The organism is Enterococcus sp. MSG3290 (assembly GCF_050555565.1).
GTDB lineage: Bacteria > Bacillota > Bacilli > Lactobacillales > Enterococcaceae > Enterococcus_B > Enterococcus_B faecium.
In genome coordinates this window covers 1019780-1045852 of sequence record NZ_CP187862.1, presented here as the reverse complement: position 1 = coordinate 1045852, position 26073 = coordinate 1019780, and the positions used below count along the sequence as shown (strand labels likewise).

Below are 26073 nucleotides of genomic sequence, written 5' to 3'. Positions count from 1 at the left end.
TTCATATCTATAGCCAAATGAAGCGGTTGACAGCGTTCGAAATATCAGGAATAATAACCAATGAGAAAGATTCTCAATTATGTCAGGAGGAAAGAAATGAAATTAAAAACAAAAGTATTCACATTATCTAGCATATTGCTGCTGGCTGGAGTACTGAGCGCTTGCTCCCCCTCTTCAGATAAAGAAACAGCTACAACTGCCAATTCGACGACTTCATCCAATAGTACTCATACAGTCACAGATACACTTGGACATAAAGTAGAGATTCCAAACGCGCCCAAACGGATCATCGGCAGTTACTTAGAAGACTATCTGATTGCACTAGAGGAAAAACCTATCGCCCAGTGGACTGTTGGCAGTGGTTCCATTCAAGATTATCTGCAAGATGATTTAAAGGATGTCCCAACGATTTCTTATGACCTTCCTTATGAGAAAGTGTTAAGCTTTGAGCCTGATTTGCTGTTGATTTCTTCTTCCGCTACTGTCGAAGGCGGGAAATACGAACAATATAGCAAAATCGCGCCAACTTATGTTGTAAAAAACGGAACAGATGTCACATGGGAAGAACAACTAAAAGATGTCGGCAAAGCTTTGGCAAAAGAAAAAGAGGCAGAAAAAATCATTTCCGATTATCAAAAATCCATCAAGAAAACTCGAGAAGAACTAGCAGATAAAATCGAGAACAAGACAGCTGCAGTGTTGTGGGTGACCAACAACTCAGCCTTTATGGTCAGCAAAAATCGGTCAAGTGGAAGAATCGTATACGACGATCTGGAATTTGGTGTTCCTGATCTAGTGGAAGAGGTCTCCAAAAAAGCCACTTCTGACTGGTCTGCTGTTTCCTCTGAAAAGCTAGCTGAATTAGATGCTGACTACATCATCCTTGTGAACAGTGACAAAGATGCTGCCATGTTCAATGAACCAAGCTGGAAGAATCTTAAAGCAGTGACAGACAATCATGTACTGCAATTCGGACCTGAATCTAGCTGGCTATATAACGGACCTATTGCCAGTCAGGAAATGGTCAATGATATCAAAGAAAAACTAAATTGATTTTAACTAAAAAAAGCATCTTCACGATTAGTCGTGAGATGCTTTTGTTCTTATTAACAAACTAGACGCATAGATTTTATTCTTCTTTTGAAGCAACCCTATTTTTTACTCTTTCCCATTTTTGAAAACGATGGGCATATAGATTTTCTTGATCCGTTATCCCCTCATACTCCTCTATAAGGGTGAAGTCTGAAAAATCAATATTCCCAATATACGTATCGCCTTCAAACGTGCTATCGATCAATGTTCGCCAGATCCGACCAGTGTAAGGAAGAAGTTCTTGAAAAATCCGACTACCACCCGAAACATAGATATCTTCTGAGATCGTTTGACTATACGACAAAAGTTCATCGATCGAATGCATTACTTCCGCATTTTCTTTCGTACGAAAATTTGGTTGCGTTGTCAACACGATGATATGGCGATAAGGAAGTGAAAGATCCCCCATTCCTTCATAGGTCTTTCTTCCCATCACTAAAATTCGATCCATTGTATGTTCGCGAAAGAAACGCATATCATTTGGCAATCGCCATGGTAACAAACCATTTTTGCCGATCAGACCATTTTTATCTTGTGCCCACATGGAAATAAACATATTATCCGCTCCTTATGATTTTAGATGTTTTGAGATAAAAAAAGTCTCAATTCTTTGACCAGCAAGGAATTGAGAACTTTAAAAACATTATTTTGTTTCACGGTGCAAAGTAACTTTGCGTTCGCGTGGGCAATATTTTTGTTTTTCCAAACGATCAGGATTGTTACGTTTGTTTTTGCTTGTTAGATAGTTACGTTCTTTACAAGAAGTACACTCTAAAGTGATGTTTACGCGCATGATCTTCCCTCCCATTTTTACAAGAATCCTCTAAGATGACTCTCAGACTTGATTATCTTACCATGATTTTTTCCAGATTGCTAGTGTTTTTCACGATTTTGTTAAGTAAAACTACTTGACGATAAATACAACGGTTTTACTTCTCAGACAAAATCTTTTTCTTTTTGTATAAATACCCTTACACTTGTTTATAGAGACTATGTTTTTTTAAATAAAGGGGGATACTAATATGCCATGGAACATGAAGGACTTTCCTGCATCAATGAAAAACTTAGATAAACTGACAAGAAAAAAGGCGATCGACATCGCAAATGCTCTATTAGACGAGGGTTACCCTGATAGCCGTGCGATCCCAATTGCCATTGATCAAGCAAAAGAGTGGTATGAAAATGCTAGTGAATCAGAAAGACGAACATTCGAAAAAGAAAAAAATCCAAGTAAGTCGGATAAACATGATACGAATCCTCGTGCCGGAAAATTGCTTGATTCAGATGTGATCGTAGAATATGCCGAAGAACAATGGATCGTGAAATCTAAAGGAGCAAAAAAGGCTAGCAACCATTTTGATACAAAGAAAGAAGCGATCGAAAAAGGAAAGCAAGTAGCACAAAACAAAGAATCAACTTTGGTCATTTATAAAAAAGATGGGACAAAAGAAAAAGAAATCGATTATTGAACATATGTAAAGGGGTTGTGACGAAAATCGTGTCACAACCCCTTATGTTCGAAACAATGGTGTTCCTCTGCCAACTCCGAACCACAAGTCATAATATCTATAAAACGGGAAGAGCTGTTTTTTGAAATTGTTTCTTATCACTCGGTGTTAAACGGTAGGAGAAAACCTATTTTTTATTGATATTTGATTTTCATCAAACAGTCACATAGTCGATTGCTTCTGCTTGCGGAATCGTTTCATCTACAAAGTAGACTTTATACCATGTCAAGAAACTGAAGATTGTCCAGATTTTTCTTTGCTCTTCTTTACGTCCTTCGTGATGGTCATCTAGCAACTTCATGATTTTTTCTTGATCAAAAAATTCTTTTGCAAAATCTGCTTCGAATAATGCTTTGACTTGTTCGTAGCCGTGTTCTTCTTTCAACCAAGCTTTGATTGGCACAGGAAATCCTAATTTCACCCGATTCGACCACTCTTCCGGAAGATGTTTGTTCGCAGCTTGTCTGAAAATATCTTTTGTGTTGTTTTGATTCAATAAGAACTTACTTGGTATTTGTTGAGCCAATTTCATGACTTCGATATCCAATAAAGGTACTCGGACTTCCAAAGAACTTGCCATAGAAAGTTTATCTGCCTTCAACAAGATATCTTTTGGCATCCATTGATGAAGATCGACATATTGCATCTTATTGACTTCATCTTTGATTCCTTCTGTTTTCTCGTAATGAACAGTCATGATTTCATCCACAGATGGTGCTGTTTGATATTTTGGTGTCAACACTTCTGATGCTTCTGATTCTTCGAACACTCGAGCATGACCGATAAAATATTCTTTTGCAGGAGCAAGTGATTCATATAAATGGATCCGTCCATGGAAATTTTTCATTTTTCCGATTTTACGTCCTAAATTATAGCGTGTTCCTTTTGGTAATTTTTTCAATCCTTGAGCAATCACACGGATGAATTTTGAATTCGTATGGAATCCATACGTTTGGTATCCCGCAAACAGTTCATCCGCCCCTTCTCCAGATTGGACTACCCGCACGCTTTGTGAAGCAAGATTTGCTAAAAAGTACAAAGGTACGCAAGAAGGATTTGAATCAGGTTCATCTAAGTGATACTGGATCAAAGGGAATGCTTTGAACGACATGTCTCCGTCGATCACTGCTGCTGTATTATCTAAGTCCAATAGTTCGGTTAGTTTTCTGGCTTCAATCGCTTCATTATAGGTTTTATCATCAAACCCGATTGAGAAAGAATGATCTGGTTTCAATACAGAGGTTACATAACTGGAATCAACCCCGCTGGATAAGAAAGAACCAACTTCTACATCACTGACCGTATGTGCTTCAATAGAAGCTTGAACGGTTTCGTCGATTTTTTCGATCCATTCTTGTCGGGAATGCGTTTCTTTTGTTTCAAAATCTGCATCCCAATATTGCTGAATGTCTAGTTTTCCATCTTTATACGTATAATAATGGCCTTCAGGCAAACGATAGACATCTTTGAAGAATGTTTCGCCGTTTAATGGAGAATATTGGAAAGTCATATAAGGTTTCAACGCTTCTTTGTTCAATTCTTTGTTAAAATCAGGATGAGGCAGAAAACTTTTGATTTCTGAACCAAACATAAATGTTCCGTTCATTTCTGCATAATAATATGGTTTGATCCCAAAGTGGTCTCTTGCACCGAATAACTCATTCTTTTCATTATCCCAAATAGCAAAAGCAAACATTCCGCGGATCTTTTGCAATAATTCTGTTCCCCATTCTTCGTAACCATGCAAAAGGACTTCTGTATCTGCATGTGTTTGAAAAACGTGGCCAGCTGCAATCAATTCTTCTCTCAAAGGCTGGTAATTATAGATTTCGCCATTAAAAATAATGATCTTTGTCCGATCTTCATTGTAAATAGGCTGAGTACCGCCCTCTAAGTCAATAATACTTAATCTTCTGAATCCTAAAGCAACATGTTTATCGATATATTCTCCTGAACTATTAGGTCCACGGTGAACGATTCGATCCATCATTGTATTAATAATTGTTTTTTTGTTGTCCTTGTCGTTAACAAAACCTACAATACCGCACATTTAACTTTCACATCCTAATATAAAATTACTGTTTATTTCATTCATATGCATCTTATCATAGAATAAATAGCGGACGAATATTTTCTCTCTTACAGTTTCGTCACGTGAAAACAAAAGATGAAAGTTTCTGTTTTTACAGAAAATAAAGTCCCAATATCTAATTTACCATGTTTTCTTTTTTGAGGCTATCTTATTCTCTTCGTGTTAAAAAAATATTAGTGGATGCTATTTCCAAAAAAACCAGCAAAAAAAGACACGACCTAAAGATCGTGTCTAATTATGACTGTATCAGAAAATATGATACCAAACGGATCTATTCATTAATTAATTGACATAGTTTATCTGTTGCTCTTTTATGACTGGATAACTGACCAATTCATGACGATTCAAGTCTTCTTTATTCATATTTACAGCAGTAATCTGACTGTCTTCATACGTACGATAATAATAAATCCCTTTATCAACGTTACAGCAAGAAGAATAAATCGTATATTCGTATTTTCCTTCTCCAGTATCGCATACTCCTTTTTGTTGCTCGACTGAGCCTAGTATATGAAAAAATTGACTGATACTTTCAGATTCTGAATCACCTGATGCAGCATTCATTTTAGTAAATGTGGCTTTTACAAATCGAGAAACAGAAGAGAGATCTCCAGGTAAGCCCAATCCTCCCATCCCACGACTATAAACATTCAAGCTGATCTGGTTTGAAAAATGATTTTCTGGTGTTCCATTTGATAGCGAGCGATAATTGTTCAGATTAAATAATTGATAATCAAATGGCGGATTATTTGTCAACACACCGACAGGATTATCATATAAATGAAGTCCATCTTTCATACTTTCAATTACTATCGATTTTTCTTTATCAGCTAATAACCAGTGTAAAGGTGACAAGGGTAGTTTTTCACTAAAATCGATATTGACTAGATTGATAGTAGCCAATAATTCTTTAGCTTCGTCTATGGTTGAGCATTGCCCTAGTATCCATGGAATAAACTCAAATGGTGCAACGTTATCTTTTCCTTCTTGTAATTCTTTATAATCAGCATTGCCAGGAAAATTCAGTCCTGCCATACTCAACCCTTTTTCATTGGTAGCCTCATAATAGAGTGGATAGTTGGCTACCCCAGCTGCTATCCCAATCATTGCATAATGTTTATCTAAATTTTTTACCTTTCTAAAATCGAAACGATAATTTCTTGGAGTAATAGTGACTACTTCATTATAAGACATCTCATAATCAAAATTCCTTCCAAAATAATGGTCTTTCGTTGCATAAGTGATTGCGGTACACATCGTTTTCCCTCCTAAAACAAATCGTTTTTACACTTTTATCTTACATCTAGTATTTTTTTTTATCAAAAAAAAGGCCAAAGAAGATTGATTTACTAGCATTTATAAAAAATAGTACTCAGGGGGAATCAAAAAATATTGTAGGCTAAAAGTACAACAAAAATAAGGGGCTGTGACAAAAGCCTTGTCACAGCCCTTTATTCCGAACAAACGGTGTTCAAAAGCTTGCATCTGCGGTAATAAGTCCAACCAAATGAAAAAATAGGAAAAGCTATTTTTGTTTGGCCGTTCTTATTACTTGATGCAGGACAGCTTCTTTACAACCTCTAATCGTTGATATAAGGAAGGTACAGGATTTGAACCTGCGCGCCGGTATTAGCCGGTTCGCCGGATTTCGAGTCCGGTGCATTACCACTCTGCCAACCTTCCGTAAGTACTATTTTTAAACTTTTTCCACGAAATGTCAAGCCTATTTCTAATAGATAAATAACAGAAATCGCTTTTTTTAGCAAAAAAGTCCATTGACAGTTTGCAGCCAACGGACTTACCGATCAAATTCATACTGATAGAACACTATCTGATTATTTCAGGATTATCTAATGCTAAAATCGAGTCAATTGTCCGTTTGATCAGTGCAATGATTTGTTCTTCTGTTGGATGCATGATATTTGATGACATCAATGACGCTAAGCCAGTCACTGCTACCCACGTACCAGTATGCAGAGCATCGACATATTCATCCGATAATTGATTGTATCTTTCATCTTCTTTAACTATTTCACAGAAATAATTGTATGAAAAATCATGCATTTTCTTTCCGTCCCCATGTTCATCAATGTACAATGCCATGTAAAGACTATGATGCTTTTTTGCAAAGTAGATATAGTTCAAACCGAGATCAATGATTTTATCACCAGTACGTTCAATAGGGAAAACATCTTCTTTTAGTTGTTCAAAGATAGAATCCAGCAACGTATTTTTTAAATCTTCCATGTTTTTGAATTCCAGATAAATCGGCTGTGTCGAAATCCCCATCTTTTTAGCAATATTTCTCGCAGTAAATCCTTTAAACCCTTCCTTTGCAACAACATCATAAGCAGCTTTTAGAATTTGATCCTTGGTATAGACTTTTCTTCTCATTAAAACTCCCCCACTTCTTTACTGCAGTATATGTTGTTTTATTGTACCCTATTTTTAGCATTTTTTGCAAACATTTTACTCAAAACGTTATATTTTAAATTTTTTTCTCAGTCTTCTTTAACTTTTTTTGCAAAATTAAAAAAATTTGGTTAAATTCAATGGGTTCCCTTACATTTTTAGTTTTGACCTAAATGATAGTTGACCAAATCTTTCATTTCAAGTTATAGTTAAAGAAAATGAAAAAGAAGGTGTGTAATGGAAAACGAAACTGACGTTATTTATATTCATCCTCAAAAACGAATCGTTTCACAGAAAAGAAAGTATTTTTATCTTGGTTTTACAGGTGCTTTTTTTCTTTTTATTGGCTTGCTTTCTGGTACTCCTACTGATAATTGGAGTGGATTGCTAACTATTCTTACCTCGCCAAGCAATCTTTTGACAGATTATTTTGCTTTAGGCGGTTTCGGAAGCGCATTCATAAATGTAGGGATTTTGACCTTACTTTCTGTGCTTTTAGCTTATCGGCACAAGGTGATTTTAAACGGTCCCTTATTTGCTTCGATTCTAACAGTTACCGGTTTCTCTTTTTTTGGCAAAAACCTTTATAATTCTATCTCAATCATTTTAGGTGTGTATCTATACGCTGTATTTGTCAATAAACCTTTTTCTCAGTACATCATGATCGGACTGTTTGGTAGCGCATTATCACCGGTCGTTAGTTATATCACTTTTGGTATGCGTTTTCCTTTACTGATAGGTATTTTATTGGGGAATTTAGCTGGCATAGCAATTGGTCTACTTCTTCCGCCCTTAGCTGCTCAAACTTTAGTTTTCCATCGTGGATTCACACTTTATAATATTGGATTCACCTCTGGGTTGATTGCGATGACTTTTACTGCTGTTTTGAGGTTATTCAGCTATTCAATCGTCGAAAATACATTGGTTTCCAATGAATATCACTTTCCTCTCATTTGGATTATTTTTGGCTTTTTTTCGCTGACAGTCGGAATTGGTTTCTATTATAATTCCTTTCGGCTTTCGGGGATTCGAGAGATTTTCGATTCATCTGGAAAATTGACAACTGATTTCATTGCTAATTCTGGTATTGGTGCTACTTTGATCAACATGGGCTTAGTTGGTCTGATGCTGTCTTCTTATGTTTTACTGGTTGGCGGTCAGTTAAATGGACCTGTCATCGGTGCTATTTTATCTGCGGTTGGTTTCAGTGCTTTTGGTTGTCATTTAAAAAACAGTTTTCCGATACTAGTCGGAATATTTATTGCTTCTTTGTTTGGAACTTTTCATGAGATCACCAGTACTGGCATGCTTGTTGCAGCTGTGTTTGGGACAGGTCTCGCGCCCATAAGCGGTTTTTACGGCAGTTTTTACGGTGTAATAGCTGGTGTGCTACATATTGCTCTTGTCCATAACGTCAGCACTTTACACGGAGGACTAAATCTATATAACAGTGGTTTTTCAACTGGTTTCGTTGCAGGTATCCTTGTACCGATACTAGATAACTTTACCGCTGTCAGAAAGGAAAAAAAGACACTTGGAAAAAGAATTATCAAAAAGAATCATCGATGAGCTTCTTACTTATTTATATTCCCATGAAATAACTGAAATACGTATTGGAGTAGAATTTGCTGAGGAAGGGCTTTTCATAGAGATACAGGGTACGGCAGAAACTCAGCCAGAAGATTTAGATGTACTTGCTGATTTGCTGAACAATCCTCGGGACCCTAGTATGGAAATCTACTATCAGGAACTATTAGGTAATCCCCGACATGATCGGGAAGATTATCATCTGTTAGGTAGTTTGATTGATGACGTGGAAATCATGTACGCCCAGCCGATTATCAATATTAAGATCTTTCGACGTGCTTCTCCTCGTTCCTATTATTAACCCTATTTTCTATTTATAAAAGACTGAATCAAAAAAGCAGCTCCTGAAAGTTCGATTAAAATCTACTTTCAGGAGCTGTTCAAGCTTGACATTATTGATTTTCCAATCCTTCATACACTTCATCTGTTACAGGTTCTAAAAACTCTGAGTTTCCGGAAGTGATCGCTAAATGTTCAAACCAACTGTCTTTTGTAGCACCATGCCAGTGTTTGATTCCTTTGTGCGTCACCACAACGTCTCCAGCTCTTAATCGTCTTGCTGGCTTTCCTTCTTCCTGGTACCATCCTTCTCCGCCAGTCACAAGTAAGATTTGATATCCATCTGTATGGACATGCCAGTGATTGCGACAACCTGGTTCAAATGTTACATTCCCTACACCAACAGAAACTTCGGGATCATTCACTAACATATTCAGATAGCTTTGCCCAGTAAATACCTGAGCGTAAGCTTCGTTTTTTTCCCCTGCTGGAAAAATCACGCCATTGTGTATTTCTTCGTATTTTGTCATCATTTACGCCTCTTTCTTGTTTACGCTGTTTCCTTCTAGATAGATTTCTTTTGCTAAGTTAAAAGCTGACCAAGCTTTTGGCCATCCTACATAAAAAGCTAAATGGGTAATGATTTCTGCTATTTCTTCACCAGTAATGCCATTTTGTTTGCCAATCTTCAGATGAGCTGGCAATTGTTCAAAATTTCCTCCTGAAATTAATGAAGATATGGTGATGATACTACGCTGATGAGCAGATAATTCTTCTCTGGACCATACTTGTCCAAATAAAACATCATCATTCAATTCTGCAAATTTTGGTGCAAAATCTCCTAATTGATCTCGTCCTGCGGTTTGTTTTTCTGCCATTTCTCTTATTCTCCCTTCACGACTGTTAGGTGATTCAACTGTGGTTCTAAGGCAACTTTATTTTCTATTGTTTCTTCGTATTTCATTTTAAATGTAGTCTTTCAGCCTGTCCAATGCTTAGTTTATTCAGTCGATATGCTTTTTAAGCATAGTTGCTAACGCTTTTTTTATTTTAAAAAAAAACAAGTTATTAAATAAGTCTTTAGTTGGATGTTTTTTTGAGATCAATCTTTTATACTTATGATGAACTTACAAAATTGTTTGTTTTCTGTCATATCAAAAAATGGCGCAGTTAGTTGCTTTTCTAGTAAAGTATAGTTAACAAAGAACCTCTAAGGAGTTGGTGAATAATGAATATTGCTGCCTCTCGAAAACTGATAAATTTCATATCCATTATCGGATTAGGCCTATCAATCGCGCTGACGATTTATTTTATTAATTTAGGTGTTTTCAAAGATTTGAATGCGTTAAGAGGATTAGTAGGTGATTCCATCATTTTAGGACCGATTATTTTTGTCTTCATCCAAATCCTGCAAGTAGTTATTCCAATCATTCCTGGAGGGATCAGTACTGCAGCTGGTGTCCTGATATTTGGCCCTTATGCTGGATTTATCTATAACTATATTGGAATCTGCATTGGTTCGATTATCATTTTTCTGCTAGGGCGTCGTTATGGAAAGCCATTCATACTTTCCATGATTAGCGATAAGACATATAACAAATATATTGGCTGGCTGGATAATCAAAACCGCTTTGAGAAGCTGTTTGCTCTAGCTATTTTTCTTCCAGTTGCTCCTGACGATGCGTTATGTTTGATGGCTGGATTGACAAACATGTCAGTGAAACGATATACACTAATCATTTTGATTGCTAAACCACTGTCGATTTTCTTATATAGTATGGCCTTGATTTATGGAGGCCAATATCTAAGTGGTCTTCTTGGATAATATTTATTTTGCAAAATTAGTCATTGATTGACAATGTTAAATCTGGGAAAGGGTCTGCAAAACACACTGCACCCTTTCCTTTTTCATTAGATTTGCGCTACAATGTGAAGAGCAGGTGATAGGATGAATTATTTAAAACGTAGCTTAGGTAATGCTTGGGACTTTTTAAAAGGAACACAAGCTTATTTCCGTGATGTCTTGCTGATGCATGGCTTTATTTTATTTATTTGTTTACCCTTATTGAGCAGTACGACCCGTTTTATTTTACACCGAGGGGCAATTGACTATTTGTCTTATGACAATATTCCTTCAATTTTTTCTCAACATCCTGGAGTTCTACTCTCGTTAATCGTAGTTTTGATGATGATTTTACTGTTAGTTTATTTCGAATTTACTTTTCTTTTGATGAGTGTCTTTTTTATTAAAAAGAAAGAACCAATCTCTTTGAAGCAACTCTTACACTTGACGATACTTCAGCTGAAGAAAGTGAGACCCATTACTTTTTTGTTTTTCCTTGCTTATTTTTTATTGATTCTACCGATCAGCGGATTAAGTTTTAATTCTGATCTACTGTCAAAAATAAAAATCCCCGCTTTCATTATGGATTTTATTTTTGCTAACCGTTGGATCATCGTCAGTTCCTTTTTACTCGTTTATATTTTCCTTGGCTATATTGGGATTCGACTGATTTTTGCTTTACCGGAAATGATTCTACGAGATCGTCCTTTTCGAGCAGCCATTCGGGAAAGCTGGTCATTGACCAAATCGCGTCTTTTGGCCATCACGGGCCAATTTATTGTGATTGGCGGTACGATTTTACTCCTTTCTTCTTTAGGATATATCGTTGTTATTTTGGCACAAAGTATGGTTGAACAATTTTTCCCAGACTATGCATTGATCAGCGCTGTGTTTGCTATGACGCTTTTACAAGGGATTTTATTATTCAATATCGTGATGTCTACCGTAGGGATTTTTTATATCATTGTTGATTTCATGGATGACGAAGGCTTCTTGCCTGAGATCCCTAAGTGGTTTATCCCACAAGCCCCCAACTTGCGTTTCTCTGCGCTGAAAAACACTGGTTTGACTCTTTTTGCAGTTTTTTTCGGTATTGGCGTCTGTCTTTACAATATGGATTATCTAACTTCAGCTGTTCAGACAAAACCAGTGACTGTCTCTCACAGAGGTGTGAGTACCCAAAATGGGGCGCAAAATACTTTAGAAGCACTTGAAAAAACAAGCAGAGACTATCATCCTGATTATGTAGAGATGGATGTTCAGGAAACAAAAGATGGTCATTTCGTAGTGATGCATGATGCAAATCTTCGTCACTTAACAGGGGTAAATGGAACACCACAGGATCTTACATTGAAAGAATTGACAAATCTTACAGTTACTGAAAACGGAGTGCAAGCCCCTGTTTGTTCTTTTGATTCTTATTTGGAAAAAGCACATAAGCTAAACCAAAAATTACTTATTGAGATCAAGACCTCTAAAAAAGATTCGGATGACCTTGTCGAACGATTTGTCCATAAATACCGCAAAGTTATCTTAGAGAACCATCATATTTTGCAAAGTTTGACGTACCAAACCGTTTCAGATTTAAAAGAAGCAGAACCAAACTTTTATGTGGGCTACATCTTACCTTTCAATATTGTTGGGCCCCCTGTGACGCCTGCTGATTTTCTGACAATGGAATATAGTACGATCAACCGTAACTTCATTAATTCTGCCCACCAAGACGGAAAAGAAGTATATGTATGGACAATCAACGATTCAGATGCCATGAGCCGCATGATGTTTTATGGTGTGGATGGTATCATAACCGATGAGATGGGACTACTAAATGAAAGTGTGAAACAAACAGATGAAGAAATCACTTATTCAGATAAACTGCTAAATTTTGTTTTGGGAGTCGGCTAATCAAAAATCGTTAATGAAAAAAGTCTTTATACAACAAAAAACGCATAACCTGCCACCGCAGGTATATGCGTTTTTTGTTTGACGCTCATAATGTGTGCTTAACTTTCTCTTGATTCCTTCATCGCACGAACAATAGCTAAAATAGCAGGAATTGCAGAGATTACTGCAAGAATAATTCCCATTTTCCCTGAACTTTTTCTTTTTGGCATATCTTCTCGCTCCCTTCTGTCTTTATTTATATTATAAGGGAGTTCTTGCGAATTCTCAAAAATACTGTTTAAGAAACCAATTCAGCAGGTGCGCTAATATCACAGAATTTTACGAGCATGCGATACTTGCTTTCATTGATAAGTTGATAGTCTCGTTGGTCATAACTTTCAACATACACGACAGCCGTGTTGATATATGTACGTTCAATACAGCCGATTAGTTCATGAGATACTCCGATCGGTTTGCATATATAAGATCTTCCTACTTCTGCTTTTACCATTTCATTCCCTCTTTTCTTTATTTTTATTTTGTTTTTTCTTTATTTTATAATAACAAATTACCTTATATTTGAAAACGTTTTTATTCATTTTTTTATTTTTTATTTTGAGTATCTTTCTGCTTTTTAGATAACTATTTTTTAACACGATCTTAGACGTTGTGACAAAAACGTTTGTTTATATTCCTATGTTGTTCGTGCGTTTTTTTCTTTATATTGCTAAGTTATTTATAAAGAGGTGAGCATATGATTTATATTCAAGCAATAGTATTTGTAACCTTAATGATTGGGCTACTTATCGGATTAAAAGAAAATAGCTAAACCATTTAAGAAAAAATAAATAAGGAAAATGATAAATGCTTTTTAATTGCATCAAAAAACGTACGATGCTAAACTTGGTATAAGTTCGAAAGTTTAAAGGAAACTTTCAAGAACTAAATTACATTACAAAGGAGATGGATTTTATGACGTTTACAAAAACAAATATGCAATACCGCGTAGCTTTTGATACAACTTCTAACCGTTTTATGGCGATTGATGCACAAAACGAAAATAACGTTGCGTTTGGTATTACAATCGAACAAGCAGTCCGAGCATTAAACGAATCTAGATAAGGAGTGAACCATTCCAAATGGCGACTGATGAGATCTCGGAAAATCAATAAAAGACGTTTGTAACGGTAATCCGCGACAAACGTCTTTTTGTATTCATTACATATATTTGGAAATTGTCTCTCTTTATCTCTAGACCTAAACAAAAACACAAGTTCTAATATCAACCATCTCGTTTTTTATGACAATTTTGTTAGCTGTTTCGATGATAATATTCCGTTATTATCTGTATAATATTTAATATAATAAAAATAAAAAAGGAGATCTTTCATGAAAAAAATTTTAGGGTTGATCGTTATCATATTGATTGCTTTTATAGGATGGAAAGGTTGGGACTACTATCAGTCTACTTATGTAGGTAAAGATTATTATGCGGTAGTCAAAGCTCCAATGCCTGCAGAAACTGATATCAAAGCAGATAATGGGGAAGTAATTGGAAGAGGTTTTAAATACAACGTAGATGCTTATGCTGAAAACGGTGAAAAAAGACAGTTAGATTTCGATGTCATTACTTCTGGTGACTCTGCCAATGGTTCTGCTTACCCCGAAGGAACGATCTTGCAGTTGAAAGCAAGCGAAAAGCGGATCATAGAGAAAAAAGTAATTACCAGCGATAAGGTACCCTCATCTGTAAAAGAAAAATTAGGCCTATCTTAAGCTAAGAATATATCGTAAAAAAGCACTCGAAGTGAGTGCTTTTTTTGTTGATTTTAGAAAACAAAAAATAGAATGGGTCTTCGAAGTCAGCCTCACTGTTCTTAAAGTCCTAAATCAAACTAAAGAACAAGGCAATCAATCGATTTCTATACAAACAAGGGACTGTGACAAAAGTCTTGTCACAGCCCCTTATTCTGAATAAACGATGCAGTATGTTTGAGTACCTAAATGGATACCAGTTTTCATTTTAAAGCGAACATGTTTCTATCACTGATTATTTAAATCTAGCGAAAAACCCTTATTTTAAAGGCGTTCGTTCAATTCTTTAGCAAGATCTTCAAAGCCTGGTTTGCCTAGAAGTGCGAACATGTTTTTCTTGTATCATTTATACATTTATTACTTTTTTTCTCTTTTATACCGTTAGAAAACGCCGAAATATCAGCATTTTATCTATCTCTTGTTTTTTCTATCTTTTCTGATTTTTAATATCACTATCACCAAAGCTATCACTAGTTTTTCTATTATTTTTACTTTTTTATATGTATATTGAAACAGGAGTTAGAAAAATTAATAGAAGAACGAAAAAAGACCTCAACCAAATTTAATTGCTGGGGTCTTTTTATAAGAAGAAATGCATATTATCGTTTAGATATTGTAAATACATATTCAGGAAAATCTATTTTAGGGTTTACAATAAGAACGTTTGTTCGTATACTCTTTTTGAGGTGAACTTTATATGTTAATGGAAGGAAAAACACAATTATGGTTTAAATTTGATCCTTCGAATAGATTTGTCAAAGATTTTTATAAGGTGTGGGATTCAGAAGTTTTCTTTTTAGCAATCGAAGATAGCTTATTAATCAATCTCTACTATTCTAATAAGAACTACTTTAAAATTCCTGCTGCGAAAACTAGAATGAAGAAAGATGTATATTTTTTGTTTGATATCGTGACTGACGTGCCAGACGCACGGAGCGATCATCGGCGTTATGACTATATAAAGTATACTTTCGTTGATCCAGAAAGGTATATAGATTAAAATAAGTTACCTAAAAAGGACAAATACAAATTTTATTATCTTATTTATAGTAAGAAGATAATTTTAAGATTGCGAAATACGATACTATTTGTAATCTATAGTATCAGTCCTATAAAATAAACATCTAATTAATTACTCTAAATCCTAATTATAAGCCTTTTTTCTCACTTTTTTTCAAAAATATGGTATGCTTCTTAGTGAATTCAAATATAAAAGAGTTTAAAGCGTAATACACTTATGGGGAAGTGGTTTGGGGTGCGCTTTAAACTCTTCTTTATTATTATCTCACAGCATACTTAAAAGGTCTATGGATTAAGTTATGTAAAAAAGTGCCTCTTTAAACGTCCTAAAATCCAAAAAAGAATAGCATAATATACACTATCGTTGATCCAGAAAACAGGTAAATAAATTTTGCAAAAGCAATAAGTTAAAAACATTACAAAAAAGACAAGGATATCACATCAAGAAAAAATGTTTTGAAAATATCTTTGCCTTTTTGTATTATATCTATATTAAATACTCAACCACAACATACTAACTAATTTATATATTTAATTTGTTGTTTTTCTATAATTGGATAACTAATTAACTTATGACTATCTAAGTCTTCTTTATTCATATCAATTGCAGTAATTTGGCTGTCCTCATATGTCCGATAATAATAGATTCCTTTGTCAACATTGCAACAAGAAGAATAAATTGTATATTCATATTTTCCATCACCAACATCACACAAACCTTTTTGTTGTTCTACTGAACCTAAGATATGGAAAAATTGACTAATACTTTCTGACTCTGAATCTCCAGATACAGAGTTCAGCTTCGTAAAAGTCGCTTTAACAAAACGAGAAACTGAGGACAAATCTCCAGGCAATCCTATCCCTCCCATACCGCGGCTATAGGCATTCAAACTTATTTGATTTGAAAAATTATTTTTAGGAGTTTCACTCGATAAGACACGATAATTGTTTAAATTAAATAATTGATAGTCAAATGAAGGATTATTGGTAAGAACACCCACAGGGTTATCATATATATGAAGTCCATCTTTCATACTTTCAATGACAATTGATTTTTCTTTATCAGCTAATAGCCAATGTAAAGGGGATAAAGGAAGTTCATCACTATAATTTATATTTGCTAAATTGATATTTTTTAACAATTTTTTAGCTTCTCCTACTGTTGAGCATTGTCCTAAAATCCAAGGAATAAATTCAAAAGGAGATACATTGTCTTTCCCTTCTTGTATTTCTTTATAATCAGCATACCCAGAAAAATTTAGCCCAGCCATACTCAATCCTTTTTCATTTGTCGCATCGTAATAAAGAGGGTAGTCAGCTATACCAGCGGCAATACCAATCATTGCATAATGAGTATCCAAATCATTTACCTTTCGAAAATTCAACTTATAATTTCTTGGAGTAACAGTGACTACTTCATTGTAAGATATTTCATAATCAAAATTCCTTCCAAAATAATGATCACTTGTTACATAAGTAATAGACGTACACATAGTTTATTCCTCCTAATATTGTTCTGTCCACGTTCATATTACTCCAAAGTTTTCCTCATTCCAAAAGAAAAGCACAGAATACACGAAGAAGCGTTTCTATTTGTATAAACTATATCAAAGTTCTATACTTAAATTATCAAATAAAAAGGACGTGAAGATAAATGTCAAATTTAGAAAACAAAGAAGAAAAAGTTGTAAACAAAATTGTTTCTGTTGTCAATAAACTGGATAAAGAGTTAGACGAACTTGATACGTTATCTGAAAATCCAGAAAAAAAACATAACCTAAAAAAATGGTTAGTTGAACGAAAGGCTATTCACGAAATTAAAAAAGTTCTTCATGAAGCTGATAAATATGAAAAATATGATGAAAAAGAACTTGATAAAGAATTTAAAGAAATCAATGACTTATTACTCTGATTTGTTAAACGACTCATTATGAGTCCAAAGAAACTATCTAGAGGTGATCCAAATATAAATATTGATTGTGGTACAAAAAAGAAGCGTCCGAAGACGCTTCGCTGTTTAAATACGTAAAAAGATTGGGAAATTGATTCATCAGCTATTACGATTATTATTATAATCTCATCCTGTAAAAAATCAATACTAAAAAAGCTACTCTTTCGAGTAGCTCTGAACAGATGTCATCATAACTTATGAAGGAAATAGACATAAGATTGTGTATAAAAAAATAACCACCCGAAAGTGGCTGAAGAAAGCTTTTATTTACATGAATACTCTTCTAAGTAATTTTAACACACAACTAACTTAATTACTATATGTAACTCGAACCTACGACCGGACGGTTATGAGCCGTTTGCTCTGACCAACTGAGCTAAATGTACCATTGGAGGAATCATTCATAAGTTAATGAACAATAAAGAGGGTTTCCGCGACAACGTATTTAATTTACTTGAATTAAAGTAATATGTCTATAGAAACAAAAAAGCCTCAACCATCCTTGGCTAAGGCTTTTAACTACATTTAATAGGCTGATCATAAATTTTGCTCAAAAAGCTACCAATATAATAAAAAAAACCGCCTAAGGCGGCCAACAAGAAAGAGGTGACAATACATATCACTTACTAAATAGTAGCTCTATAATCTTGTTTATCAGCTATCACTGCTGCAATTGAATAATAGCATATATATTTTTTTTACGCAATACTTTCGCTAGAAAAAAAATTAGGGTGTTTTCTACAACACGTATCTGTTTTTTTATCTAACAAAATCTTTAGGTCTTTAGATTTATTTTGGAAACGTTGGAACTTACAATTTGCAAGTAAATCTGCTACCTGTATCAATGGCTCAGACTTAGAATCCATGTATTCGACTTTAAAATCTACATCAGACTCTAGAAAGTATTCACTGTTTTTATAGCACCCTTTAAATACTTTGTTAATATAATTTTTAAAACTATCACGATTACATACATTAGTTTGGCTTTGATTATCAATGTAAAGATTAACTTTTTTTATGTGTCCATACCCTAATTTCTTTATTTGTTTCAGGGCATCTTCTACTAGTCTTCTCAAAATATAATTTTTATGCAATTGAACGGCTTCACAATTAAAAAAATCAATAGTTAAACTTGATACTTTAGTAACTACATAAATCGGATGAACATCTTCTTTAACAATTTTTTTTAGAAAACGTTTCTTTTCCCAGTGTTCCATGTTACTGCTTTTTATTTCTTTACTAGTATGAAATAATTGTCTTTTAGTTTTTGAAAAAGCTGATTTTATCTTAGATTTCTCAGAATCCAAACACCAAAATCCACCGTAAACAAAATAATCAGAATAATAGTTTGAGTGTAATTGACCTGAGTCATCAATATAAATTGAAATTTCCATTTTGCACCTCCTAATTACAAGGATATGAATATCTATGTTATCTGTCAACCTATCATTATCTAGGAGAATACATTGATAATTAATATATGTACTGCCCCTCAACGAGGGGCTATTTTTATTTATAGCGTCAAATAGATATCAGAAATCCGCACATCATTCACTGCGCCTTCACCATTAGACTGATTGCATCGACGTAAGATGATATCAATTTTCTTTCCTTTCATCCAACTAGAATCAAAAGTAACATCAAAACCTAGCGCGTCGCCACCTTGATAGCCGTATGCCTTTTTGACATCTGGACGAGCAATTCCTTGAGATTGGATACGTGTTAATTCTTTAGGTGTCCCGTGTTCCATCACAAGTACGTAAGCATAAGTTCCAATTGCACCTTGTGGTTTATCAGGAACCAACCAACCAGCCACACGAACAGTTTTGTCTGATACCTTCTTGAAAATATCTAGTTTTCCATAGGCATTCCCTTGATGCGTTGGCGTACTTGCTGATACTTTATCATCATGATTCTGATCTTCTGTACTGCCATCAGGTTTCAATGCGGGATTATCATGGTATTTCTTGATTTGTGAAATAAAGTAATCTTGCATTTGAGCAGTGATGGCTGCAGGAACTGCTAACGTAGAATCATAGCCACAATGTTCCATCAGTGAACGCTTAGGGCATTCAGTTGCTGAAAATTGATGATGGCATTTGACTGTATCTCGGTTAACTGGCAATCCGTAAAAACGAAGATCCTCCGCTGCTTGCCAGAAAGCATTTTGCTCCGCTTGTAGGAAGACTGCTTTTGGCGTTTCCCGATTCCCACGCACTTCATATCCGAGATAGCTATTATTACCGTCAGAATTAGCGACGTGCCAAGCACGATTATAAGTATCTTCTGTGCGAATAATCGTGTTTTCATCACAGTAATAATGAGCAAATCCTGCTTCTAACTGTTTATCTGTCATTCCTGCTAAACGATTCATTTCTTGTTCTGCTGTTGTGTTTGTCCAAGTATTATGGATGACTACACCCTTCACATCTCCTACACGTTTACCTGCTACACCACGACATACTGAATTATTGATAATATTGACCATTATTGTTTTCCTCCTAAAGTATTATTTTTGTCTTTTCCTTGTTCTTCAGATGAATCTTTTAATTTGCTGAATCGATCTTTCACAAAATCTGGAATCGGGATTCCTAGCTGACCTAAATTCTCGATCACCGAGATTCCATAAACAGCAATGTATGAAAGCACAAAAGCTGTTGCGACTCCTTCAAAGTTCATGATTTTAAGATAGGGATACGCAATCAGCACAAGCGCCACGACCAGCAAATGCTTTACTACCCCCATTAGTCCCTTAGTACTATTTGTTTCTTTTCCAGCAAGTCCTTTACAAACTCCTGTAATGATATCCGCAATGACAATCCAAACAAAAATTTGAATATAAACGTTGCTTACTAGATTTTTAAACTCTGATAACAAAACTAAATTATCAATGATCACCATGTTTCCACCCTTCACTTTCTATTTTTGGCCATACAAAAAGCGCACTCGTTTGAGCACGCTTCTATTCTTCGCTATTAATAATCTCATCCGCTTCTTCATCCGTAATACATAATGGAACAAATTCACGAACCTGTTCTTCTGTAAAACAGCCCCAGTCAAACATCATTTTCACATCGCTAAAACTAAACATACTACTCGCCTCCTTCTGTCTCTGGATTTAATTGCTCTTTAATTTCTGCAATATCCTTGCTGTTTTGAAGCGAAGCAAGCATTGTCTTTGAATTGATTTGTGCTAAACTATCAGCTTTTTCTTTCAATGCAGTATTTTCCTGTTTAATTGCTACATCGTTTAGCATGAGTTTGGCATTTAGCTGTTTTAGGTTGTCATTTTCATGTTCCAGAGCCTTGTACATCGCTTTGAGATTGTTTAAATCGTTGTGATCTAGTGCGTTTGCTAAAACAATCCATTGGTTCAATTTAGGATCAAACATCTGATCAGCAATCGTTAGTGGTTCACCATCAGCACGTACCCCTTCAAGTGGTGGCTGATCTGTGTAAGGAACGGATACAAGCATGTCGTCCAACACTTTTCCTGCGTACTCTCCGCCAGTACGCCCGTATTTCCAAATGTTTTTCATTCATTTCACTCCTAGTCTATATAGTATTGAATTGGTGCTAAAAACAAGTTGACTGTTCCCCTAAATGAAGGTAGACCGCAAACGCCGTTCGGTCGGATATAAGCCATCCCGCCATTGTCTAAAGTATTGCTACTTTGTGGTGGTAACAAGAATTGATACTCATAATTATCAGTTGGATTACTTGGTCTAAATCCTTCTGGAATCGTACAAAAATCTTGTGTACTTAGCGTGCTACCTTTTAATGATCCACGGAACATCACTAGTTTTCCAATTCTCCTAATTTGTCCCTGTTTATTCCAGGAGTGGCCGTTGATCGCTGTTAGATTTACCCATCCGGTATCTTCTGGAACTATAGCAACTTCTTTTCCCGCTATTTGCAAACCATCCTCAAAGTTTTTAAGCCCTAAAACAGTTTCAGGCTCGGTTAAGCTCACAGAATCATTCAAGCCTTTTTCAGTATATTCAGGTGTGATGTCCCAGCTGTAGTCGTTCGGATTGTTGCTGTCTTTCAATCCTTCACCGAAGTATTTATACTCACTAATATTGGGAGTTCGGGTGTTGCCTTTTTCAATCTTTAGCCAGTCAATTTGGCATGCGCCTGCTGTTGATTGCGGATACTGAAAAATACGAAATTCTTTAGGCGCATTTGAAGCGATTTTCGTTGGTGTGAATGTTAGTGACCATACGTCTGTCAATCCCTCAACTGGCTTTAGGTTTCCAAAACTAATAACCCCATCATTATACGCTACAAATGTTTGACTCGCGGGTTTTGTTCCTTTAAGCGTGATAGTATATGTTTGACCTAATATATACTCTTCTTCCATGTTAGCTTTATATATTTGGTACTCGCTAGATTTGATTGGGAACGTCGTACCTTTATTTGCAATATTCTTACCCAACGATGTTTTACCTACCCAGTAAGGGTCATCAAGTAAGTTAGGTTGATATGGTGTGGCTGTTGAGCCTTCTTCAATCTTAATGTCACTGACTATTACCCCACCATTTATCCGACTACTATACCCTTCAAGATCAATAGTTAAATAAAACCTTGATAAATCTGTGAGTTCATAATTTACTACACCTGTAGCCTTTACCGTTATTTCTTTACCTATTTCAATATCTTTAGCAGTAACACTTAATAAAATAGTACCATTGTTAGTTTTACGATAAGATATTCTTATTGTATTAATATCTCCAGTTGTACCTTCATCTACTTTAACTTTTGCACTTATGGTGTACGTTTTACCACTAATTAAACTAGGTGCGTTATTTGAAGTAAATGCGTTGAGTCGTTCAGCACCTTTCGAGATTACGTGTATAGCATTAGTAGAAACATCTGTTACAACAGTATCACCTTCTAGATGAAAATCAGAAGCTTTAATTACACTCATTAAATTCGGATTCCCCGAATAATCATAGTTCCCGAAGTCGATGCTATTGGAGTACATCTTTTTCAGCTTGCCGAGATCACCGATTTGCTGATTGGTTTGATCAATACGATCATTTGTCTTATCAATATTAGTATTGAGAGTTGCGACATCTTGATTGGCTTTCGTGATTTTGTCGTTTGTGTCTTTTAATTTCGCCTCAATCTGCGTTTCAGATTCCGCAATTTTCTGTTCAATCTCTTGCTTCCCATCAGCTAGAATTTTTTCGATTTTGTCAATGGTCTGACTGAAACCATTGAAATAATAATCTTCTAGTTCTGGTGTACTATCATCGATTTGACTGCGTTTGATGTCAAAAGTAAAACGACCAGCTGTATCTAACGAGCGGTCGTTTGGAAAATCAATATATACGCTACCTTCTACTTTTCCGACATATCCTAAAATATTATCTTCTAATACGATAGACACAATACCATTCACACGATCTTCAATGGTGGCAAGATAGTCATGTTTTCCATATCCACCTTCTGCTGTTGCAGATTTAAATATCAGACGAATAGGAACCGTAGTTCCTTCTGGTAGGCTCTGAGGAATCCCGTTTTTTCTTACTAACTTCATTCGAAGCTTAGCTGTTCCTCGATCATGCGACCAAAAAACAACATTCGTATTAATGGGCTTAATTGCTTCTGCTTGGATCACAATGATCGATTCATTCATTTTATAAACCATCAGCTTAACACCTGCCCATTATTGATAATCAATCCTCGACCAATAATTCTATTTTCAGTTGTCGCAAATCCTGCAGCTGGCTTGGCATATCTAGCAGTTGCTGCATCAACGTACACCCCAATGCTATTGCCTGAGCCTTTCAAGTCGCCCACGCTAAACTCTGATAGCAAACGAACTTGCACAGCTATGTCTTGATTAATGAATGTTGTTGAACCATACATATTCATCTTAGAAGTCCCACCTACGTATACAGCGTTATATGCCAATGATTTAGTATTCTCCGCAAATTTACACTGACTAATAGCCATATAGCCACTCTGTTCATTGACAATTCCATACTGTCTTCCTTGAAAAAGTGGAGAATTTGCAGCATCAACGATCTGCATTCCGACGATTTGACAATAGCCAGTACATGTTGCGAACATAATACTTCTAACTTTTACTGGGCAATCAGATACTTGAGGGTCTAATGTGCTGGTATCGTTTAAAGGACGTATGACAAACGTTCTAAACGTTAAACCGTTGACAAGTACGTCTTCCAAATACACCCCATCACTAATCCAAATAGTGACAGTAGAAGTTGTAATGAGCGGAACCGAATTAACAGCAGTTTGAATCGTGAGAAATGGTTTCTCTTGAGATCCATCTCCAGTCTGGTCGTTTCCATCCTTTGAAACATAGATACTGATAGGTTCGTTATACCCTCCAATGATTTGTTGGACTGCTTTGTTTAATTGCTCTACTTGTGCTTTTTGACTAGCGGCATTTGTAATTAATTCACTAATTTGTTCGTCCGACAGGTTTTCATGTTCTAATAATCTTCCGTGTAATGTATCAAAGATTTCTCCCTTATTATTTACACGTGCATCCACTACTTCGTTAGGAGAATCACCGCCTGAATGAAGCACGAGATTATCAATACGACTGTTCGTTGATTTGTCTTGAACAGATAGTTTCTTTTCAAGATCATTGAGGTAGTCAATGTTTTTATTAAATTTCTCTTTCCATTCTGTAGAGATACGGTTACTGATTAATTTTAATAACCCCATCAAATCACTCCTTTCTGTGCCATTTCAGCGAGTATCGACGTCATTGTTTTCTTTGTATTACTCAATGTGATTTCTGGTGGCTTATTTGGTATTGCTGGATACGTCTTGATTCCTACCACTTGAATGTACGTATTGATATTCAAAGGTTCATAAATGAATGGGACGTGATCGCCTTTGTCGGGACTGATTTTCCATTTCAACGTTACGGATCCCGAAATACTTGGATAGTCTTGCAAGTCTGTCTTTAACCGCTCGAGCATATTCCCTGATATGGTATATCGTTCATCCTTAACAGGATCTTGTATCCTGATTCCCCACTTCTGTGATTCAGGACTTGTGTAAGTGATAGGAGTAAATCTATAGTCACTATCTTTAGGATTCTCAGTATTTGCGCCATCCTTCAATTTTCCATAGCCTTTGATCTGCGTCTTCAAGGAATACGTATCAATATCAAACGACACTTCATCTGTATTGTATTTATAGCGAATCTGTTCTTCCGTCTGTTGGCCGTACTCACTGGCAGGATAAAAAGTTAGATGTTTATTATTCGGAATCACGACTGCATTATAGTCAGACAGAATCTCATTGATCAGCTTCAAGTAATTCGCATTACCAAAGTTTTCTTGTTCGACTGTAAGGAATTTCTTGTTTGGATCAATAACTTCCCATGTAAAGCCGCGACTACCTGCACTAAATACATGCGTGAGTAACTGACTAATAGATCTCGACCCTGTCACTGTGTTGTACTGATAGCCATCTTGAACGGTGTAATAGATATGTGTCGCAACTACTTGTTTCGTCAACAACTGTCCAAGTGCTTTGCGAGTCATTTCTTTGATCACAAATTCCTGTCCGTTGTAGAAAACAGAAGACTCGTATTCGACTAAATCAAATACTTCTTGATTCAACGAATTGCTGGTAACGGTAAAGCCGATCTCCCACGTTTCATTTTGTTGCCAGTTTTCATAAAAAGAACCCTTGTCATAACCGACAAGGATTTCTTCTTTGGTTTGTTCATAATTTCGAATAATTAAATCAGTCACTCAATCACCTACTTATATAAGAAACGGAAATCCCATGAAGATTTCACGCGAGTAATATTTTGAATTTCGATTTCATTGACTCCCTCAACCAAATTGATCAGTCCGTGATTCGTATTGATTCCACAACTTACACCGTTCAATTTTGGAATCACGCCATCCAAGACTAATGTCTGTCCGAGATTCGTAGAAAGTGATGGATAGTAAACAAATCGATCACCAGTCGTTTTATTAAAGATCGTTACATTACCTTCTGATTCCCCTTCTAATGCGATCCGCAGATAATGTTCACGTGGATCAATTTCAAAGCTTCCAGCATTGTAAATAATGAAGTGACTAGTCTGATGCGTGTACTTGTAATCTTCCGCCACTAGACCTTGCGAGAATTGCCATTCTTCCTCTAGATTGAAATCCGTTAAAGTAGTTGCGATGGATTCAGAATATCCTCTGATAGCTTCCAGATTTACAGTATATCTTGTGTAAATTACGCCTTTTCTTTCATCGTCAATAGAATCATAAACTACTCGATATTTTTTACCTGGCTCTTTGCTGTAAATTAGATAAAATTCCGGTTCTCTAGTAAACAATTCGCGGAGTTCCGTCTTTTGTAAAACTAAGTCAAACATCGATTGCTCTCTACTTCGAATGTCAAATGAGAGAGTAATAGGAAAAGCGTCAAACGAGCTGTTCGAAAGACGCTTTCCATTCGTTCCAGAAAACTCAACAAACTCATTTTTTGCCACTGGCATACCTATATTAATCTCAATCAATCTCAGATAAGAATTATTTGTCAATTCGACAACTTCATCAGAAAATTCAAGATATACACGAGTTTTCTCATTCAT

Annotated in this window: 28 protein-coding genes and 1 tRNA gene; 10 read left to right on the top strand and 19 right to left on the bottom strand. The window is 35.6% G+C overall.

Going from position 1 to position 26073, the window contains the following annotated elements; all coding sequences use genetic code 11:
- The first annotated feature begins 96 nt into the window (after window positions 1-96).
- Window positions 97-1053: an ABC transporter substrate-binding protein gene (locus tag IGL31_RS04965; RefSeq protein WP_081156623.1), complete on the top strand. Its 957-nt coding sequence runs from the start codon at window positions 97-99 to the stop codon at window positions 1051-1053.
- Window positions 1054-1129: 76 nt separating this feature from the next.
- On the opposite strand, the gene IGL31_RS04960 is transcribed toward IGL31_RS04965, so the two are convergent.
- Both IGL31_RS04960 and rpmG read right to left on the bottom strand, forming a co-directional pair.
- Complete coding sequence (locus IGL31_RS04960) at window positions 1130-1648, bottom strand: dihydrofolate reductase (protein ID WP_002324997.1); 519 nt, start codon at window positions 1646-1648, stop codon at window positions 1130-1132.
- Between the two features lie 87 nt (window positions 1649-1735).
- The gene (gene rpmG / locus IGL31_RS04955) at window positions 1736-1900 is read right to left on the bottom strand and encodes a 50S ribosomal protein L33 (RefSeq protein WP_002293909.1); all 165 of its coding nucleotides are present in this window, start codon (window positions 1898-1900) and stop codon (window positions 1736-1738) included.
- A gap of 214 nt (window positions 1901-2114) precedes the next feature.
- Here rpmG and IGL31_RS04950 point away from each other — a divergent pair, with 214 nt between their 5' ends.
- Window positions 2115-2561, top strand: coding sequence for a DUF2188 domain-containing protein (locus IGL31_RS04950; protein WP_002293914.1), 447 nt, complete (start codon window positions 2115-2117; stop codon window positions 2559-2561).
- Window positions 2562-2754: 193 nt separating this feature from the next.
- Here IGL31_RS04950 and asnB read toward each other — a convergent pair whose 3' ends face one another.
- The 4 genes from asnB to IGL31_RS04930 form a co-directional block, all read right to left on the bottom strand.
- Complete coding sequence (asnB, locus tag IGL31_RS04945; RefSeq protein ID WP_002293915.1) at window positions 2755-4650, bottom strand: asparagine synthase (glutamine-hydrolyzing); 1896 nt, start codon at window positions 4648-4650, stop codon at window positions 2755-2757.
- Window positions 4651-4974: 324 nt separating this feature from the next.
- Window positions 4975-5949 (bottom strand): choloylglycine hydrolase, encoded by a 975-nt coding sequence (gene bsh / locus IGL31_RS04940; RefSeq protein ID WP_086300006.1) that lies wholly within the window; start codon window positions 5947-5949, stop codon window positions 4975-4977.
- A 338-nt stretch (window positions 5950-6287) separates the two neighbouring features.
- Window positions 6288-6375 (bottom strand) — tRNA-Ser (locus IGL31_RS04935).
- Window positions 6376-6519: 144 nt separating this feature from the next.
- Window positions 6520-7086: a TetR/AcrR family transcriptional regulator gene (locus IGL31_RS04930; protein WP_002302607.1), complete on the bottom strand. Its 567-nt coding sequence runs from the start codon at window positions 7084-7086 to the stop codon at window positions 6520-6522.
- 255 nt (window positions 7087-7341) lie between these two features.
- Here IGL31_RS04930 and IGL31_RS04925 point away from each other — a divergent pair, with 255 nt between their 5' ends.
- Window positions 7342-8673, top strand: coding sequence for a DUF1576 domain-containing protein (locus tag IGL31_RS04925; RefSeq protein ID WP_002293921.1), 1332 nt, complete (start codon window positions 7342-7344; stop codon window positions 8671-8673).
- A complete protein-coding gene (locus tag IGL31_RS04920; RefSeq protein ID WP_002293923.1) occupies window positions 8639-8992 on the top strand; it encodes a hypothetical protein in 354 nt (117 codons plus the stop codon). Before IGL31_RS04925 ends, IGL31_RS04920 begins: the two co-directional genes overlap by 35 nt.
- A 91-nt stretch (window positions 8993-9083) precedes the next feature.
- Here IGL31_RS04920 and IGL31_RS04915 read toward each other — a convergent pair whose 3' ends face one another.
- Window positions 9084-9503, bottom strand: coding sequence for a cupin domain-containing protein (locus IGL31_RS04915; protein WP_002306407.1), 420 nt, complete (start codon window positions 9501-9503; stop codon window positions 9084-9086).
- Window positions 9504-9848 (bottom strand): carboxymuconolactone decarboxylase family protein, encoded by a 345-nt coding sequence (locus IGL31_RS04910; protein ID WP_002293927.1) that lies wholly within the window; start codon window positions 9846-9848, stop codon window positions 9504-9506. It lies immediately after the preceding gene.
- 350 nt (window positions 9849-10198) lie between these two features.
- Between IGL31_RS04910 and IGL31_RS04905 the strand changes: the two genes are divergently transcribed.
- Window positions 10199-10795: a TVP38/TMEM64 family protein gene (locus IGL31_RS04905; protein WP_002287776.1), complete on the top strand. Its 597-nt coding sequence runs from the start codon at window positions 10199-10201 to the stop codon at window positions 10793-10795.
- A 123-nt stretch (window positions 10796-10918) separates the two neighbouring features.
- Window positions 10919-12718 carry a glycerophosphoryl diester phosphodiesterase membrane domain-containing protein gene (locus IGL31_RS04900; RefSeq protein ID WP_002293929.1) on the top strand — a complete coding sequence of 600 codons (1800 nt, stop codon included), beginning with the start codon at window positions 10919-10921 and terminating at the stop codon, window positions 12716-12718.
- Between the two features lie 277 nt (window positions 12719-12995).
- Here IGL31_RS04900 and IGL31_RS04895 read toward each other — a convergent pair whose 3' ends face one another.
- A complete protein-coding gene (locus tag IGL31_RS04895) occupies window positions 12996-13208 on the bottom strand; it encodes a hypothetical protein (RefSeq protein ID WP_002297633.1) in 213 nt (70 codons plus the stop codon).
- A gap of 461 nt (window positions 13209-13669) precedes the next feature.
- Between IGL31_RS04895 and IGL31_RS04890 the strand changes: the two genes are divergently transcribed.
- From IGL31_RS04890 to IGL31_RS04880, 3 genes are all read left to right on the top strand, one after another.
- Entirely contained in the window at window positions 13670-13819 is a 150-nt protein-coding gene (locus tag IGL31_RS04890; protein ID WP_002293931.1) for a hypothetical protein, read from the top strand.
- 267 nt (window positions 13820-14086) lie between these two features.
- Entirely contained in the window at window positions 14087-14473 is a 387-nt protein-coding gene (locus IGL31_RS04885) for a YxeA family protein (RefSeq protein WP_002288573.1), read from the top strand.
- A 736-nt stretch (window positions 14474-15209) separates the two neighbouring features.
- The gene (locus tag IGL31_RS04880; protein WP_038398716.1) at window positions 15210-15512 is read left to right on the top strand and encodes a DUF5960 family protein; all 303 of its coding nucleotides are present in this window, start codon (window positions 15210-15212) and stop codon (window positions 15510-15512) included.
- Between the two features lie 538 nt (window positions 15513-16050).
- On the opposite strand, the gene bsh (IGL31_RS04875) is transcribed toward IGL31_RS04880, so the two are convergent.
- On the bottom strand, window positions 16051-17025 hold the full coding sequence (bsh, locus tag IGL31_RS04875) for a choloylglycine hydrolase (protein ID WP_002287105.1): 975 nt from the start codon (window positions 17023-17025) through the stop codon (window positions 16051-16053).
- Window positions 17026-17186: 161 nt separating this feature from the next.
- Between bsh (IGL31_RS04875) and IGL31_RS04870 the strand changes: the two genes are divergently transcribed.
- A complete protein-coding gene (locus IGL31_RS04870; protein ID WP_002295273.1) occupies window positions 17187-17444 on the top strand; it encodes a hypothetical protein in 258 nt (85 codons plus the stop codon).
- 737 nt (window positions 17445-18181) lie between these two features.
- Here the strand turns inward: IGL31_RS04870 and IGL31_RS04865 are convergent.
- The 9 genes from IGL31_RS04865 to IGL31_RS04825 all read right to left on the bottom strand — a co-directional run bounded on the left by IGL31_RS04865 (window position 18182) and on the right by IGL31_RS04825 (window position 26073).
- Window positions 18182-18877 (bottom strand): DUF3800 domain-containing protein, encoded by a 696-nt coding sequence (locus IGL31_RS04865; RefSeq protein ID WP_086299720.1) that lies wholly within the window; start codon window positions 18875-18877, stop codon window positions 18182-18184.
- Window positions 18878-18996: 119 nt separating this feature from the next.
- Window positions 18997-19971, bottom strand: coding sequence for a peptidoglycan recognition protein family protein (locus IGL31_RS04860; protein WP_086299721.1), 975 nt, complete (start codon window positions 19969-19971; stop codon window positions 18997-18999).
- Window positions 19971-20384, bottom strand: coding sequence for a phage holin family protein (locus IGL31_RS04855; RefSeq protein ID WP_002333628.1), 414 nt, complete (start codon window positions 20382-20384; stop codon window positions 19971-19973). Before IGL31_RS04855 ends, IGL31_RS04860 begins: the two co-directional genes overlap by 1 nt.
- Window positions 20385-20445: 61 nt before the next feature.
- Window positions 20446-20574 (bottom strand): XkdX family protein, encoded by a 129-nt coding sequence (locus tag IGL31_RS04850; protein WP_083314616.1) that lies wholly within the window; start codon window positions 20572-20574, stop codon window positions 20446-20448.
- 1 nt (window position 20575) lies between these two features.
- Entirely contained in the window at window positions 20576-21022 is a 447-nt protein-coding gene (locus IGL31_RS04845; protein WP_086299722.1) for a hypothetical protein, read from the bottom strand.
- Between the two features lie 11 nt (window positions 21023-21033).
- Window positions 21034-23139, bottom strand: a complete 2106-nt coding sequence (locus IGL31_RS04840) for a BppU family phage baseplate upper protein (protein ID WP_086299723.1) — start codon at window positions 23137-23139, stop codon at window positions 21034-21036.
- Window positions 23139-24188 carry a hypothetical protein gene (locus tag IGL31_RS04835; RefSeq protein WP_086299724.1) on the bottom strand — a complete coding sequence of 350 codons (1050 nt, stop codon included), beginning with the start codon at window positions 24186-24188 and terminating at the stop codon, window positions 23139-23141. Before IGL31_RS04835 ends, IGL31_RS04840 begins: the two co-directional genes overlap by 1 nt.
- Window positions 24188-25231, bottom strand: a complete 1044-nt coding sequence (locus tag IGL31_RS04830; protein ID WP_086299725.1) for a phage tail protein — start codon at window positions 25229-25231, stop codon at window positions 24188-24190. Before IGL31_RS04830 ends, IGL31_RS04835 begins: the two co-directional genes overlap by 1 nt.
- A gap of 8 nt (window positions 25232-25239) precedes the next feature.
- A complete protein-coding gene (locus IGL31_RS04825; protein WP_086299726.1) occupies window positions 25240-26073 on the bottom strand; it encodes a phage tail family protein in 834 nt (277 codons plus the stop codon).